The sequence below is a fragment of the Pseudomonas sp. B16120 genome, assembly GCF_044218845.1.
GTDB lineage: Bacteria > Pseudomonadota > Gammaproteobacteria > Pseudomonadales > Pseudomonadaceae > Aquipseudomonas > Aquipseudomonas paracarnis.
Genome location: NZ_CP162588.1, coordinates 2807231 through 2822835, shown reverse-complemented (window position 1 = coordinate 2822835; position 15605 = coordinate 2807231). Strand labels below are relative to the sequence as shown.

The following is a 15605-nucleotide window of genomic DNA, read 5'->3' as shown; positions in this document are numbered from 1 at the left end:
CTTAATTGACCGGAGCGCTGCGCCGTTTGGCCACCGGCTCGAGCGCCTGCTTACGCTGCTGCAGGGCCTCCAGCAAACCAAAGTCCTGGGGAAAGTCGTCCACCTGGATACCGTGGTCGGCGTATTCCACATAGCGCGCCAGCAAGGCGTCTTCGTCGTCGCTGATCAAATCCAGCGCCCGCGCCTTCACGCGCCAGTCGGTGAAGGCCGTGGCAGAGATCGGCAGCGGACCGAGCAGACCTTGCTTGATGGCGGGCTTGAGCCGCGCCTCGATCAGCTCCACTTGGGGCAGCAAACGGAAACCCAATTCGCCGTAGGCCAGCTTGTCGACTTCCGGACGGGGAATGTAGGAGTTGGCCAGCAAACGGTCGCGGGTTTCGCCAGGGGTCTGCACCACCTCCGCCACCTGCGCCAACAGGCGATCCGACGGTTTGCGCTGCGGGATGCCAAACGGAAAACTCAACGCCCGCACCACTGCTGCTGCGGGCTTTGAAGGGTAGTTGTCGAGCACTTCGGCCAAGGCTTCGTGGGCGCGCAACAAGGCGTCCTGGGCCGCCCAGTGCACCAGCGGCAAGTCCGCCTGGGGCCTGCCGTCATCCTCGAAGCGCTTGAGCACGCAAGACAAGATGTACAACTGCGACAAAATATCCCCCAGGCGCCCGGTAATACTTTCCTTGCGCTTGAGGGCACCGCCCAGCACGCCCATGGAAATATCCGAGATCAGCGCCAGCACCACCGACAGCCGATTGGCCTGGCGGTAGTAGGCAGCCAGCGCCGAGTCGGTCTTGGCCGGGGCCGTAATCAGGCGTCCGCCGGTCAGGGCATGCACCGCTGCGCGTACAGTGTTGGCCAAGACAAAACTCACATGGCCAAACATTGCGCTGTCGAAGTCTTCCAGGGCCTTGCGCCGGTCGGGGTTGCGCGCCGCTTCCATCTCGCGGAACACGTAGGGATGGCAACGAATCAAGCCCTGGCCAAAGATGATCAGGCAGCGGGTCATGATGTTCGCACCTTCCACCGTAATGGCGATGGGGCTTTGCTGGTAGGCACGGGCGAGGAAGTTATTGGGGCCCATGCAGATGCCTTTGCCGGCGACGATGTCCATGCCGTCGTTGACGATGATGCGCGCCCGCTCGGTGACGTGGTACTTGGCAATGGCCGAGATCACCGACGGTTTCTCGCCGGCGTCCAGGGATGCCACCGACACCTTGCGCACCGCATCACAGGCATACAGATGCCCGGCCATGCGCGCCAGCGGCGCCTGTACACCTTCGAACTTGCCGATGGGCAGGCCGAATTGCTTGCGCATCGCCGCATAGGCTGTGGTACCGCGCACCGCCACTTTACCCAGGCCGACGTTGGCCGATGGCAGGGAAATCGCCCGGCCTGCCGCCAGGCATTCCATCAACATGCGCCAGCCGTTGCCGATTTGTTCGCGACCACCGATCACCCACTCCAAGGGAATGAACACATCCTTGCCGGTAGTAGGACCGTTCTGGAAAACCGCATTCAACGGCCAGTGACGCCGGCCGCTGTTTACCCCTGGATGGGAGGTGGGGATCAACGCACAGGTAATGCCCAGGGAACCTGGCGCGCCAAGCAAGCCCTGCGGGTCTTCGGCGCGGAACGCCAGGCCCAGCACCGTGGCAATCGGGCCGAGGGTGATGTAGCGCTTGTCCCAGGTCACTTTGAAACCCAGTACTTCCTCGCCCTCATGCATGCCTTTGCAGACGATGCCCAGGTCAGGGATCGCGCCGGCATCGGAGCCGGCATACGGGCTGGTCAGGGCGAAACACGGAATATCGTCACCGCGTGCCAGGCGCGGCAGGTAGTAGTTGCGCTGAGCGTCGGTGCCGTAATGCAGCAGCAGCTCGGCCGGCCCCAGGGAGTTGGGCACCATCACCGAAATGGCTGCCGCCGAGCAACGTGTCGACAGCTTCATCACCACCTGGGAATGGGCGTAGTGGGAGAAGCCTTTGCCGCCGTACTGCTTGGGAATGATCATGCCGAGGAACCCGGCCTCCTTGGTGTACTGCCAGCCCTCGGGGGACATGTCCTGCCAGACTTGCGTGGTTTCCCAGTCGTTGGCGATGTCGCACAGGGTTTCGACTTCGTTGTCGAGGAAAGCTTGCTCCTCGGCGCTCAGGCTGGCCGGCGCGGCTTGCAGCAGGCGCTGCCAGTCGGGTTTGCCGCTGAACAGCTCGGCATCCCACCACACCGTGCCGGACTCGATGGCCGCACGCTCGGTATCGGACATCGCCGGCATGATTGTACGAAACAGGCCCAAGGCCTTGGTGGTCAGCAGCTTGCGGCGCAGGGGTTTGATTGCCAGCACCAAGGCGGGCACCACCACCAATACCGCCGCCAGGGTAATGCCCGGCACGGCCACCGCGTTGAACAGATAACCCGCCGCTAACCAGACCAGGCCAGCGCCCAGCCAGAGGGTGGCGGCGGCTTGTCGATACGCCAGGGCAATCGCGGCGGCGAGACCCACCAATAACCAGATAAGCATGGGGATACCTCTACTTGATTCAGGGCGTAAAACCACACTACAAACTTCAAATCATAAATTCAAATAATGTTTTGAAATTTTTATTTAGTATGTTGACGAAAAAAATCAGGCTGAACGACTCAGCCTGGTGGAATAAGAAACCAGAACAGCCTAAACAGCCCCGGCAGGGTCTCCAGGTGCACTGGGAACCCTGCTCGACAACTGCTCCACGTGCCCTTTAGAACTTGTAGGTAGCCGACAGACTGACCACATCACCTGATGATTCGGCTTTGCCGTCCAGTTGGGCGGCTCCGAGACGATCAACGTTCTTGGTCTTCAGATTGACCTTCTGGACGAATTGGTGCGAATACGCGGCATCCACTGACAGACCAGGCACAGCCTTGATGTCATAACCGGCACCAAACGCCAAGAAATAGCGGTCGCCGTCAGGGATCCGGGGGTCACGCGTGGAGTTACGGGTAGGTGTCTGGTCGTAAGCTACACCGGCACGCAGGGTAAGTTCGTCAGTGGCTTTATAGTCGCCACCGATCGAGGTCATCCAGGCGTTCTTGTAGTTGTACGGGATGGCAACAATAGTCGAGCCTTGCGACTTGAGTGTCAGGTCTTTGAACGAAGACCATTCAGTCCACTGGGCGCTGACACCTAATGTCCAGCGATCATTGAACTGGTGGACCCAGTCAATCGCCGCAGTAGCCGGAATATCCAACTGAGTGCTGGCATGCGCCCCGTCCGGGAAAAGCTTCAGCCCCGGATACGCCATTTCAACCAATGTTTCGCCGTTCGGTCCAATAGGATTGGTCATCGCGTTGCGACCGATAGCATCCGTATAGACATTGTATTTGCCGGTCATCTTGTTTTTGATTTTGGCGTGATAGTTCAAGCCCAGTGTGTCTTGCGCCGTCGGCTTCCATACCACACCGCCAAACCAACCGACCGAGATATTATCGACTTTCACACGCATCAACGAATGCCCTACACCGGTCGGAAAGCCGGTCCCGCCGAGTCCGGGAGAGACGTCCGCCGCTGCCAGCAAGTCGACGTTCTGGCTGACAAATCCCTGGCTGCGTTGGACGATGGCGCCACCGCCGACCGAAAACTGGTCATTGACCTTGAACGACAGTGAGCCTGTCAGGCCAACGGTCTCAATTTTGGTGTCGACTGCAAAATCCCGCAGCTTGGAGTCTTCGTTCCAAGTTGTTCTCATGCCCTGGGGGACCACCTGGCTCAAGCCAAACGCAAAGCGGTCGCCGATGGGGATCACCAGGAAACCGGTTGGCAGCCACGCGGTAAAGCCACCTTGCCCCCCGTTATTGTTATTGAGCGTCGGATCGCCCATGCTGCCCTGATCATCCAATACCGGCGTATTGGTCACAGGATTACCGTTGTGGTCAAAAGCCTGACCCGAATATTTGATCTTGACCCGGGCATAATCGACAGTCTGCTGCGCGATAGTTGAATCGATGAACGCCATGGCCGCCGGGTTGTTGTACGCGGCACTGGGGTCGTTCTTGAACAATGAACCGCCGCCAAACGCGCGGCCCCAGCCAGGCGCACCGTAGGTTGGCGTGGAGAAGCCGCCCGCCTGCACATGTCCCGTGGTCATCAAACCTCCCAACAGCGCCAACCCCAGTAACGTGTGAGCGTGTTGTTTCTTATTATTCATGCGCTGCTCCTTATTATTATTTCGCCCGGCCCCTGCCGGTGGGTCGTGTGGCCGCAGGCACACCGTAAGTACCCTGCCCAACCGATGCCTCGCATGAGGCATCGGCCTTTCACGGGTGATCAGCCCTCTGGAGTCACATGCTTACGGGTTAACCGTCAGCGTCGGGGCAACAACATTCAGCGATACGACGGTGCAGTTGCCGGTCAGCGACTGATTGGTGGCCGAAAGTGTTTTGGTACCAGGAGTCCACGCCACGGCAATGGTGGTAGGGCCGCAGTTAGTGGCCGGAATCGAGGAGATTTTGTAGCCTACGTTGGTCACGGTGCCGGTGGTGCCCGTCGCTGCGGTAAGAACCCAAGGCAGGTTAGTCAGCGTGGGCAGTGCGCACAGGCCACCGCCGGTCAAGGACGCACCGTTGATAGAAGCCACGCCACCGCTAACGTTGCCGGTAAAGGTAATGCCGCAAGTCACTGCCGCACCGAAGGATGAGGGCGACTTCACCACGATGGTACCGGCATTAGTCGAGAACGGACCGTCTGGAGAAACGGACGCCGCGCTCGCCATGGAGGCGGCACCAAAGCACAGAGCAAACGAAGTTGCACAAACGAGGGTTTTCAAGCTTTTCATTGTTTTTCCTCACATGTTATGGCGATTCATTTCGCCAGGGGTAATGGCCATGATCGAGAGGTCACGGTGAAACTGCAGAACTTCCCTTTCCAGCCAAATTTCAATGCATTTACCGCTACAACTGTCGGAACGTGTTATTCGACAACTTTGAAGTTGGGCGGCATCTTGATCGACACCGTCTTGATCTTGCAGTCTTCGCCAATCGCAACATCGGCGGCTTCCAACTTGCCGGTGGCGTTATCCCAAGTACCGTCGGCCGTCGACGGCCCACACTTGCCACCCAGGCCAAAGGCATGCACGTCCACGCTGATCTTCGACATGGAGCCGCTTTTTGTATCTTTGGCGATTAACACCCAAGGCAAGTTGATGGCTTCGACACGGCTGCACTTGAGGCCACCGTCGAACTCGACTTTGTCGACATTCACCGATGAACCATCGGCTGCAACCTTGCCGGCTACCTTGATGGTGCAGTCGGCACTGATGAGCTTGCCTTTGGAAAAGCTGATAGGTCCTTGGGCAGTGAAGGCACTGCCAGCAGGTTCGATACGCGCAGCCTGAGCCTGGTGGTAAGCAATCAAACCCATGGCCGCCAACAGGATGTGGGCGGTGAACTTGGCAGAACTTTGCATGGTGTACGTCCTTCCCTTGAAATTATTGTTGTAGGGTCAAACCAGGTTCTTGCACTCAAAACGCCGGGCGACAAGGACCTGCGCGATACACAGATCCCGAGTACACCCTGAAGGCTTACTTCATCTCAAAACGGCTTGGCACTACCGCTGTACTTCTCCAGATACTTCAAACGCTTTGACGGCTGAAGATTGGTCAGGTTGATATCGCCGGCATAGTGATTCAGTACACGATGGTCCATGCGACGCCGCCACAAGTACGGCACATAAGCCCAGACAATCATGCTGGCGTAGCCATAGGGAAGTTGCGGTGATTCATCAAAGTGACGCAGCGACTGATAACTGCGCGTGGGGTTGGCATGGTGATCGGAGTGCCGCTGCAACTGGAACAGAAAGATATTGGTGACAATTCGATTACTGTTCCACGAGTGACGCGGCGAGCAGCGTTCATAACGGCCATTGGGCAACTTCTGACGCTTGAGGCCGTAATGCTCGACATAGTTCACCACTTCCAGCAACGAGAACCCGTAGATGCCCTGGATAATCAGGAACGGAATTACCGCCGCCCCCAGCCAGGCAATCATTGCGCCCCACAACACCACGCTGTACATCCAGGCGCTGAGCACCGCGTTCTTCCAGTGCAGGGCCGGCAGGCCGAGTTTGCGCAGGCGTTCGCGCTCCAGGTTCCAGGCCGACACAGCGCTGAACCACACCGAACGCGGCAGGAATGCCCAGAAACTTTCACCCAGGCGCGAGCTGGCCGGGTCTTCCGGCGTGGCGACCCGTACGTGATGGCCACGGTTATGTTCGGTGTAAAAGTGGCCATAGAAGGTCGGCGCCAGGGTGACCTTGGCCAGGAACACTTCCAGAGGCTTGGGTTTGTGCCCCAGCTCATGGGCGGTGTTGATGGCAATGCCGGTGGCGGCCCCGGTGGACATGGCCATGCCCACATACGTCAACCAGCTGACTGCACCGTGAAGTTCAGTGCGTGCGGTGATGAACGCGGCGGTCCTGGCCAGCCAGTTCGAGGGTTCCAGGGTGGCCGTGGCCTGTAACAGGCCGCCGTTGATGATCCAGTCGATACCGCCCGCAGCGAGCCAACCGGTGATCACCACCGAGGCAATCACAAACAGCACGCCGGTGTAGACGATCCAGCGGTAGTAGCGTTGGGATTCAAGGTGGCTGACGGCAGATTCGGGCGGGTTGCTGACGTCTTCGCCGAGCAGGCCGTCAATCAGCGGGATCAAGCCGAAGATCACCAGCACACCCACCCACCACAGTTGTTGCACGCCTGTGGTGATGGCAAGGGCGCCGGAGAGCAAGGGCGTCGCCAGCGGCATAATGCCCAGCCACCACAGGTGGCGTTTGCCGTCGGCCCACACGGTCGCAGCTGCCAGAGTCTGGTTCATGGCAGCCTCCGCACACATTCGGTAGGCAATGCGGCAGCGGTGCGCTGACTGCTGCGAGAAATCATGCATGCGATAAAAGGCGTTTTTTTCATTATTTTATTCGCTCTTAGGCATTTCAAAAATAATTTCAAATTACACATTGAAATAATTTTTTTAAATAAATAGCGCGGAATCGTTAGGTCGTCAACTAGTTTCTCCAGCCCTTTTTTCCGTGACCGAGCAGTCTCTTTTCAGCCATTTGGTCAGGTGCTCAGGGGCAAGCGTCAACGCCAGGCGCCGCAGTCAGGTGGCACTGTTACTGGCTCGCCAGGGCGACAGGTGGGTTTAACGGCCGGACGCTCTCGCCGGGTCGAGCCCGCTTGGCCACCTGCTCCACCAGCGCCGCCACGCGCTCGGTGGCGGTGATCGGCAACATATGCCCACGGCCTTCGATCACTTGCATTTTCAGCCCTGGCACCTTGCTGGCCAGGGCCTGGCCGTGTTTCTGGAAGTCGAGCACCTTGTCCTGCGCGCCGTAGATCAGGCCGATGGGCAGGGTCAATCGGGAGTAGCGCTTGACCATCTCCGGCAGGTGGTCGTTGACCCGGTTGATCTCGGTGGACGCGGCGTAGAAATTGTCGGGGCGCATGCCCAGCAAACCGCCGCCACGGGTGGCAAAGTCCGGCGGCGCAGGATCGGGGGCAAATACGCCCTTCACCACCGAGTCTTTGGTTAGCAGCCCGATGGGCAAGGTCAAGGTGTGCGCCACCCAGCGCCGCAGCCAGGCCGGGCGCACGGCCAGAGACAGGAACACCAGCGGCAGCATGCGTTGGGGGTGAGTCAAGGGCGCAACCAGCACCAACCCGGACACCGCATGAGGATGGTCGAGGGCCAGCGCCAGGGCAATCGCTCCGCCCAGGGAGTGCCCCAGTATCAGCGGTTTGCCCAGATCCAGCGTCTTGATGAAGGCCGCGATTTGTCGCGCCTGGGCCGGCAAGTCTGCCGGCGTGCCGCTGTGCCGGGTGGAATAGCCTGAGCCCGGCCGGTCGAGGCTGATGACCCGAAAATGCTCACACAACTGGCCGGACAAGGCATAGGTCAGGTTGCGACTGCTGCCCATCAGCCCGTGAATCATCACCAGCGGCGGGCCCTTGCCCTCTTCGACACAATGAAAGCGCTCGCCATCCACCTCGACGAAACGCCCGTTGATCGGCACGGTCGCTTCAATGCGCCGCGTCATCCAGGCACTCAAGCCCCATAACGCCGCACTGGCGCCCGCCAGCACACCCGCAGCGACAACCCACTCGACAGCCATAGCTCGGTCCTCTGCTTCCCTGCTGCTGGCGACCCGACCGGAATTGATCTGGCCCCAGCCATCGTCCACACCCTGGACCTAGACTTCATGCATACCACGTTCGTCCGTCGGACAAATCGCTCATGCGCAACAAGGCCCTAGCGTAGGCGAATTTTTCAGGTAGATTATTTAAAATCTTTTTTAAAATAATTAATTCAATTTTCCTTTGCAATGGTGTTCTATCTAAAAGACAAAACAAAAACAGGAGCACATCCGATGCCCAAGCGCTTTATTGACGAGGCAGCCCTATGAATGCCCCCAGTGACTCAATCGACATCGCCATCATTGGCTCCGGGTTCGCGGGCCTGTGCATGGCGATCAAACTCAAGGAAGCCGGGCTCACCGACTTCTTTATCGCCGAACAGGCCCAGACCCTCGGCGGTACATGGCGCGACAACCACTACCCAGGTTGCGCCTGCGACGTGCAGTCCCATGTGTATTCGTTTTCCTTTGCGCCCAACCCGAACTGGACGCGACAGTTCGCGGCGCAACCCGAGATCCGTGCCTATCTGGAAGACTGCGCCAGGCGCTTCGAGCTGGCGCCCTACCTGCGCTTTGGCATGGGCCTGCAACGGGCGCTGTTTGATGAACAACAGCAGCGCTGGCAACTGACCTTCACTAACGGCCGCCAGGTCAGCGCACGGGTGGTGGTGTCGGGAATGGGGGGCTTGTCGCGCCCGGCAATGCCAGATATCCCAGGGCTGGACAGTTTCAAGGGCAAGCGCTTCCACTCCCAGCAGTGGGATCACGAGTACTCCTTGAAGGGCAAGCGCGTGGCGGTGATCGGCACCGGTGCCAGCGCCATCCAATTCGTGCCGCAGATCGCCCCGCAGGTGGCGCACCTGGACCTGTTCCAGCGCACACCGCCGTGGATCATGCCCAAGCCTGATCGGCCGATTTCCGCTGCCGAGCGCTGGTTGTTCAAGCATGTACCGCTCACCCAGAAGCTGGTGCGTGCTGCGCTTTACTGGGCATTGGAAGGCCGCGTGGTGGGCTTTGCCCTGCATCCACGCCTGATGAAAATGGTGCAGAAAATCGCCCTGCGTCACCTGCGCAAACAGGTGGCCCGCCCTTCCCTGCGCAAAACCCTGACGCCGGACTACACCATCGGCTGCAAGCGCGTGCTGATTTCCAACGATTACTACCCGGCACTCTCGCGCAGCAATGTCGAGGTGGTCACCGACAACGTGCTGCGCATCGAAGCCGACGGCGTGATCACCGCCGACGGTATCAAGCACCCCGCCGATTGCCTGATCTTCGGCACGGGTTTCCAGGCCAGCGACCCGTTGCCCCGTGGCTGCATCATCGGCCGTGACGGCATCGACCTGATGGATGCCTGGCGCGATGGCGCCCATGCCTACAAAGGCACCACCGTGCCGGGCTACCCGAACCTGTTTCTGATCGTGGGCCCCAATACTGGCCTGGGGCATAACTCGATGATCCTGATGATCGAGGCCCAGGTCGCGTACATCCTCGACGCCCTGAAACACATGCAGCGCCAGCGCCTTACCACGGTAGAGGTCAAGCCCGCCGTGGAGCACGCCTACAACCAGCAGTTGCAGGACAAGCTCAAGCGCACCATCTGGAACACCGGCGGCTGCCAGAGCTGGTACCTCGACCCGCGCACCGGCAAGAACACCACGCTGTGGCCCGGCTCGACCTGGCGCTTCAAGCAGGTCACCCGGCATTTTGCCCTCAAAGACTACAGCGTCAGCCAGGCGCCGGCGCCCGCCCTGCCGCGAGCGGTTGCAACGCCCCACTCCACCACAGAAGGCAGCCTGTCATGAAGTCATTCAACGGCCGCGTTGCGGCGATCACCGGCGCGGCGTCCGGCATGGGCCGCTCATTGGCCCTGGCCCTGGCGCGGGAAGGGTGTCACTTGGCGCTGGCAGACAAAAACAGCCAGGGCCTGGAACAGACCCTGGCGCTGATCCGCACCTCGACCTTGTCGCCCGTCACTGTCACCACCCAAGTGCTGGACGTGTCCGACCGCCAGGCCATGCACGATTGGGCAGCACGCTGCGTGGCCGAGCACGGCCAGGTCAACCTGGTCTTCAATAATGCCGGGGTGGCGCTGTCGAGCACCGTCGAAGGCGTGGATTACGCCGACCTGGAATGGATCGTCGGCATCAACTTCTGGGGAGTGGTACATGGCACCAAGGCATTCCTGCCGTACCTCAAGGCCAGCGGCGACGGGCATATCATCAATACGTCCAGCGTGTTCGGCCTGTTCGCCCAGCCCGGCATGAGCGGCTACAACGCCACCAAGTTCGCCGTGCGCGGTTTCACCGAAGCCTTGCGCCAGGAACTCGACCTGCAACGCTGCGGCGTGTCGGCCACCTGTGTACACCCCGGTGGCATTCGTACCGACATCTGCCGCAGCAGCCGCATCGACGCGAACATGACCGGCTTTCTCATCCACAGCGAGCAACAAGCCCGCGCCGATTTCGAAAAACTCTTCATCACCGACGCCGACCAGGCCGCCAAAGTGATCCTGCAAGGCGTACGCAAAAACACGCGTCGCGTGCTGATTGGCCGCGATGCCTATTTCCTCGACCTGCTCGCCCGTTGCCTGCCGGCGGCCTATCAGGCCCTGGTGGTGTTTGCCAGCAAGCGCATGGCGCCCAAGCCGCGCACGCCGGTGTTTGAAACCAACGACGAGCCTCGACTCTGAACAGGAGCACGCACCATGTTGCCGATCCGTCGCGATATCCGTTTTGCCTTGCCTGCCGAGCGCATCAAGAACTGGCACGAACAAGGGCCTGTGGTCAGCCATTTCTTCAATGCCCTGTCGCTGCTGTTTCCCCAGGGCGAGCTGTTCTTCATGGACAGCGTGCGCCACTACCGTGGGCAGATCGACGATGCCGAACTGAAAAAAGAGATCCAGGGGTTTATCGGCCAGGAGGCCATGCACAGCCGTGAACACGTGGCGTATAACGACTTGCTGCAAGCGGCCGGTCTGCCGGCGCACTCCCTCGACCGACGCCTGAAGTTCTTCCTCGACCTGCAGAAAAAACACCTGCCGGCGTCGTTCAACCTGGCGGTGACCATCGCCCTGGAACACTACACCGCCATGCTCGCGGAAATCCTGCTGAGCGACCCTTCGCGCTTTGGCGACTCACTCAAGGGTTACCAGCAGATGTGGTACTGGCACGCCCTGGAAGAAACCGAACACAAAGCCGTGGCGTTCGATGTGTGGAACAGGGTGATCAAGCCAGGGCCTGCACGTTACCTGCTGCGCACCGGCACCATGCTGACCACCAGCGTGCTGTTCTGGGTGGTGGTGCTGGATTTTCACGTGCGCCTGTTGATCGCCGACCGCACTTCGGGCGGCACGCTGAAGGGCTTGTGGCGCATGGTGAAGTTCTTGTATGGGCCCAAGGGTGTGTTTCCACGGATGTTCCGGCCGTGGCTGCATTACTTCAAGCCGGGCTTTCATCCCTGGGATCATGACAACCGGGCACGATTGGCGGGCATTGACCGGTTGGTCGAAGAGATAGAGCGCACGCGCCGCAGCTACGACGCTTATCAAACTGACGCCTCCTGACCTAAATGCGGGAGCGGGCTTGCTCGCGAAAGCGGTGGGTCAGTCATACTGATGTCGACTGACACGCCGCCTTCGCGAGCAAGCCCGCTCCCACAGGGGGATCGCGTTAAGGCAGTGAGGGTTACGCCAGGCTCTTGCTGACCACCTCAAACACATCGCTGGACAGTTCACCTGCGCCCAGGATGCGCTCCAGCTCCGCCTTCATCAGCGCCTGCCGGGCGCTGTCGTATTTACGCCAGCGTGTCAGCGGCGCCAGTTGGCGCGAGGCGATCTGCGGGTTCAAGGTATTGAGCTGGATTACCAGGTCGGCCAGGAAGCGATAGCCCGAGCCATCCGCCGCATGGAAGTTGATCAGGTTCTGCCCGGCAAATGCGCCCACCAGTGCGCGCACCTTGTTGGGGTTCTTGATGGTGAACGCCGGGTGCTCCATCAACGCCTTGACCCGCGCCAGCCCGCCCGGCAAGGTGCTGCCGGCCTGTACGCTGAACCATTGGTCCATGACCAGCGGGTTGTCCTTGAAATTTTCGGCAAACACCGCCAAGGCCTGGGCTTTCTCTGCTTCGAACGGCGAGTTCACCAACACCGCCAACGCCGTCAGGCGTTCGGTCATGTTATCGCTGGTGTCGAACTGATCCAGGGTGGCCGCCAACACTTCTGGCTTGCCGCTGAGCATCAGGTACGACAGCGCGATGTTCTGCAGCGCACGCCGGGCGAAGTGCTCGGCTTCTGCCACGTAAGGCGTTTGCTTGGACAGCTCGCGGTTGGCCTGGTAGCGCAGCCACAAGCCTTCGAACAGGTTGTCGGCCAGTTGCTTGCGGGCAAACTCGCGGGCAGCGTGGATAGCGTCCACATCCGCCACCTCGCTGATTTCCGTGAGGTAGGCTTCGCTCGGCAACGAGAGCATTTCGGCGACCATGGCCTGGTCCAGGCTTTCATCACTCAACACCGTGCGCAGCGCGTCGATCAAGCGTTGATCAAGCTTCAGCGGCTGGCCCGCCTGATGCTGGCCGATCAGCTCCTGCAACACCTGCACGGCCAACTGCTGGCCGGCATCCCAGCGGTTGAAACCGTCGCTGTCGTGCTGCATCAGGAACATCAGTTGATCGCGGCTGTAGGGGAAGCTGAGCTTCACCGGCGCCGAGAAACCACGCAGCAACGAAGGCAAGGGTTTTTCAGCGATGTCGACGAAGGTAAAGGTCTGTTCCGCTTCGGTTACCGAAATTACCCGCGAAGTGTCGCCCGCCGTCGCTTCACCGGCCAGGCGCAAGGCAATGCCGGCGCCCTGCCCGTCCAGCAAGCCCAGCGCCACCGGGATCACGAAGGGCAACTTCTCGACCTTATCCGGAGTGGGTGGGCAGCTCTGGCGGAAGGTCAGGCTGTAGGTCTTGGCCGCCGCATCGTAGGCTTCGCTCACCGCCAGGCGCGGGGTACCGGCCTGGCTGTACCAGCGCTTGAACTGGCTGAGGTCGGCGCCGTTGGCGTCTTCCATGGCCTTGATGAAGTCGTCGCAGGTCACGGCCTGGCCGTCATGGCGGTCGAAATACAGGTCGCTGCCTTTGCGAAAGCCCTCGGCACCGAGCAAGGTGTGGATCATGCCGACCACTTCCGAGCCCTTTTCATACACGGTCAGGGTGTAGAAGTTGGAGATCTCGATAAAGCTGTCCGGGCGCACGGCGTGGGCCATGGGGCCGGCATCTTCAGCGAACTGGTGGGTACGCAGGTACGCCACGTCCTGGATGCGTTTGACCGTGGCCGAGTTCATGTCGGCAGAGAAGCCCGAGTCACGGAACACGGTGAAGCCTTCCTTGAGCGACAGTTGGAACCAGTCGCGGCAGGTCACGCGGTTGCCCGACCAGTTATGGAAGTATTCGTGGGCGACGATGGCTTCGACGCGCTGGTGAGCGGCGTCTGTAGCGGTTTCGGCGCGGGCCAGCACGGCGCTGGAGTTGAAGATGTTAAGGCCCTTGTTCTCCATGGCGCCCATGTTGAAATCGTTGACCGCCACGATCATGAAGATGTCGAGGTCGTACTCGCGACCATAGGTTTCTTCGTCCCAGCGCATGGATTTTTTCAGGCTGGTCATGGCGTGCTGGCACTTGTCGATATTTTCCGGCTCGACGTAGATGCGTAGCGCGACTTCGCGGTTGGTCATGGTGGTGAAGCTGTCTTCGACGCACCACAGGTCACCGGCCACCAGCGCAAACAGGTACGCCGGCTTCTTGAACGGATCTTCCCAGGTCGCCCAGTGCCGGCCGTCTTCACCGGGGCCGCTGGCGATCGGGTTGCCGTTGGACAACAGCACCGGGTAGCTGTGCTGCTCGGCGATCACCGTGGTGGTGAACACGCTCATCACGTCCGGGCGGTCGAGGTAATAGGTGATCTTGCGGAAACCTTCGGCCTCGCACTGGGTGCAGAACATACCGCTGGATTTGTACAAGCCTTCCAGGGCGGTGTTGGTTTCTGGGTGGATCTTGACGGTGGTGTCGAGGGTGAAGGTCTCACTCTTGGGCTGCACGGTCAGGTGGCTGTCGGTCAGCTGGTAGTCAGCGCCCGTCAACGGCTGGTCGGCCAGGTTGACACTCAACAGCTCAAGTTGCTGGCCATCGAGCACCAATGGCGGCAAACCGGCGCCGCGCTCGGGGTTGCGGCGCATCACCAGCTGCGCGTGGACCAGGCTGTGGTCCTCGAACAACTCGAAGGTCAGGTGCGTCTCGTCGATCAGGTAGTCCGGCGCCTGATAGTCCTTAAGGTAAATCATCTTCGGTTGTTCGGTGCGCATGCTGGGGATCCTTCTACTGATGCACGGCGAGCTGATAGGCCGTGTATTTACGAATGTTGATGACGCCGGTGTCGAAGATCAGGTATTGGCCCTTGATCCCCAGCAGCGTGCCTTCGGCAATCGGGTTCTTGTCCAGGTTGAAGCTGACGATCTTGGTCGGATACTGCTCGACCGGGTAGCGGATTTCAATCGGCTCGATGTCGGCAATGGTTTGGATGGCTTGCAGGCCAAAGCGTTCCTGCAAACCCAGCAAGCCCTCGGCGCAAGAGGCGAACAGCTCATCACGCACCTGCTTGAGGTCCACCGCTTGCGCGTCGCCCTTGAGCAAGGCGCGCCAGTTGGTCTTGTCGGCCACCTGGCTGCGGAACAGGTCTTCGACGAAGCCCGATTGCTGACGTGTCGCCACGCGCATGATCGGCAGCGCCTGGCTGGCGCCCTGGTCCAGCCAACGGGTGGGCAACTGCGTAGCACGCGTAATGCCGACCTTGATGCCCGACGAGTTGGCCAGGTACACCACGTGGTCGGTCATGCAGAATGTCTCGCCCCAGCCCGGATCGCGGCAGGTACCGGCGTCGTAATGGCAACGCTCGGGGCTCATGATGCACAGGTCACACTGGGCCAGCTTGGTCATGCAGGGGTAGCAGTAGCCCTGGCTGAAGCTGGTCTTGGTCTTGCGCCCGCAATGGCTGCAATGAATCGCGCCCAGGTATTCCAGGCGGATATGGGTACCGATCAGCGGATTGACCGGCACCTCGGTGCTTCCTAAGCGAAAGGCGTATTGAACGGTCGGCTCACCGAGCTGCGCCGACATTTTGCTGACTGCACCGCGACCAATTTCAATCAATGGATCGCATCCGACTTGAACAGGATATTCGGTACTGGCGCGGATTTGGACGCGCACTCCTGCGGGCCCATATAGCCGGTGCGCTGCTCTTCGGGCAGGTTCTGGATCTCCCAGGCGATCATCGCTTGCAACGACAATTCGCGCTGCTCGGCGGTGAGCTTGCGGCCATCGGACCATTTGCCGATCTCTACCGCGAGCTTGAGGCTCTCGTAGATGTCCGGGGTGATGTTTTCGATCATTTCAGCAAAAGAGGACATAAGGCTCT

General features: G+C 60.3%; 12 protein-coding genes. 3 read left to right on the top strand and 9 right to left on the bottom strand.

Features of this window, described 5'->3' with window-relative positions; all coding sequences use genetic code 11:
- Position 1: 1 nt before the first annotated feature.
- From AB4P90_RS13230 to AB4P90_RS13205, 6 genes are all read right to left on the bottom strand, one after another.
- Positions 2 to 2512: an acyl-CoA dehydrogenase gene (locus AB4P90_RS13230; RefSeq protein WP_395605968.1), complete on the bottom strand. Its 2511-nt coding sequence runs from the start codon at positions 2510 to 2512 to the stop codon at positions 2 to 4.
- A gap of 217 nt (positions 2513 to 2729) precedes the next feature.
- Positions 2730 to 4175: an outer membrane protein transport protein gene (locus tag AB4P90_RS13225; RefSeq protein ID WP_014718294.1), complete on the bottom strand. Its 1446-nt coding sequence runs from the start codon at positions 4173 to 4175 to the stop codon at positions 2730 to 2732.
- A 141-nt stretch (positions 4176 to 4316) separates the two neighbouring features.
- Positions 4317 to 4802, bottom strand: a complete 486-nt coding sequence (gene praB / locus AB4P90_RS13220; protein ID WP_014718293.1) for an alkane oxidation protein activator PraB — start codon at positions 4800 to 4802, stop codon at positions 4317 to 4319.
- Between the two features lie 134 nt (positions 4803 to 4936).
- Entirely contained in the window at positions 4937 to 5431 is a 495-nt protein-coding gene (gene praA, locus AB4P90_RS13215; RefSeq protein WP_014718292.1) for an alkane oxidation protein activator PraA, read from the bottom strand.
- Between the two features lie 125 nt (positions 5432 to 5556).
- The gene (locus tag AB4P90_RS13210; protein ID WP_020301540.1) at positions 5557 to 6837 is read right to left on the bottom strand and encodes an alkane 1-monooxygenase; all 1281 of its coding nucleotides are present in this window, start codon (positions 6835 to 6837) and stop codon (positions 5557 to 5559) included.
- A 295-nt stretch (positions 6838 to 7132) separates the two neighbouring features.
- Positions 7133 to 8131, bottom strand: a complete 999-nt coding sequence (locus AB4P90_RS13205; protein ID WP_395605967.1) for an alpha/beta fold hydrolase — start codon at positions 8129 to 8131, stop codon at positions 7133 to 7135.
- A gap of 287 nt (positions 8132 to 8418) precedes the next feature.
- Here AB4P90_RS13205 and AB4P90_RS13200 point away from each other — a divergent pair, with 287 nt between their 5' ends.
- The 3 genes from AB4P90_RS13200 to AB4P90_RS13190 are packed head-to-tail and all read left to right on the top strand — an operon-like array spanning position 8419 to position 11717.
- The gene (locus AB4P90_RS13200) at positions 8419 to 9957 is read left to right on the top strand and encodes a flavin-containing monooxygenase (RefSeq protein ID WP_395605966.1); all 1539 of its coding nucleotides are present in this window, start codon (positions 8419 to 8421) and stop codon (positions 9955 to 9957) included.
- Entirely contained in the window at positions 9954 to 10844 is an 891-nt protein-coding gene (locus AB4P90_RS13195; protein ID WP_395605965.1) for an SDR family NAD(P)-dependent oxidoreductase, read from the top strand. Before AB4P90_RS13200 ends, AB4P90_RS13195 begins: the two co-directional genes overlap by 4 nt.
- 15 nt (positions 10845 to 10859) lie before the next feature.
- A complete protein-coding gene (locus tag AB4P90_RS13190; RefSeq protein WP_069868428.1) occupies positions 10860 to 11717 on the top strand; it encodes a metal-dependent hydrolase in 858 nt (285 codons plus the stop codon).
- A 121-nt stretch (positions 11718 to 11838) separates the two neighbouring features.
- Here the strand turns inward: AB4P90_RS13190 and pepN are convergent, their stop codons facing one another.
- Genes pepN through AB4P90_RS13175 form a run of 3 tightly spaced genes read right to left on the bottom strand, consistent with a single transcriptional unit; the run spans position 11839 to position 15597 of the window.
- Positions 11839 to 14496: an aminopeptidase N gene (pepN, locus tag AB4P90_RS13185; RefSeq protein ID WP_395605964.1), complete on the bottom strand. Its 2658-nt coding sequence runs from the start codon at positions 14494 to 14496 to the stop codon at positions 11839 to 11841.
- 13 nt (positions 14497 to 14509) lie between these two features.
- On the bottom strand, positions 14510 to 15340 hold the full coding sequence (locus tag AB4P90_RS13180; protein ID WP_014718285.1) for a DUF2797 domain-containing protein: 831 nt from the start codon (positions 15338 to 15340) through the stop codon (positions 14510 to 14512).
- Positions 15337 to 15597 (bottom strand): YeaC family protein, encoded by a 261-nt coding sequence (locus AB4P90_RS13175; protein WP_003190750.1) that lies wholly within the window; start codon positions 15595 to 15597, stop codon positions 15337 to 15339. The genes AB4P90_RS13180 and AB4P90_RS13175 overlap by 4 nt, the downstream gene beginning before the upstream one ends.
- Positions 15598 to 15605: the final 8 nt, after the last annotated feature.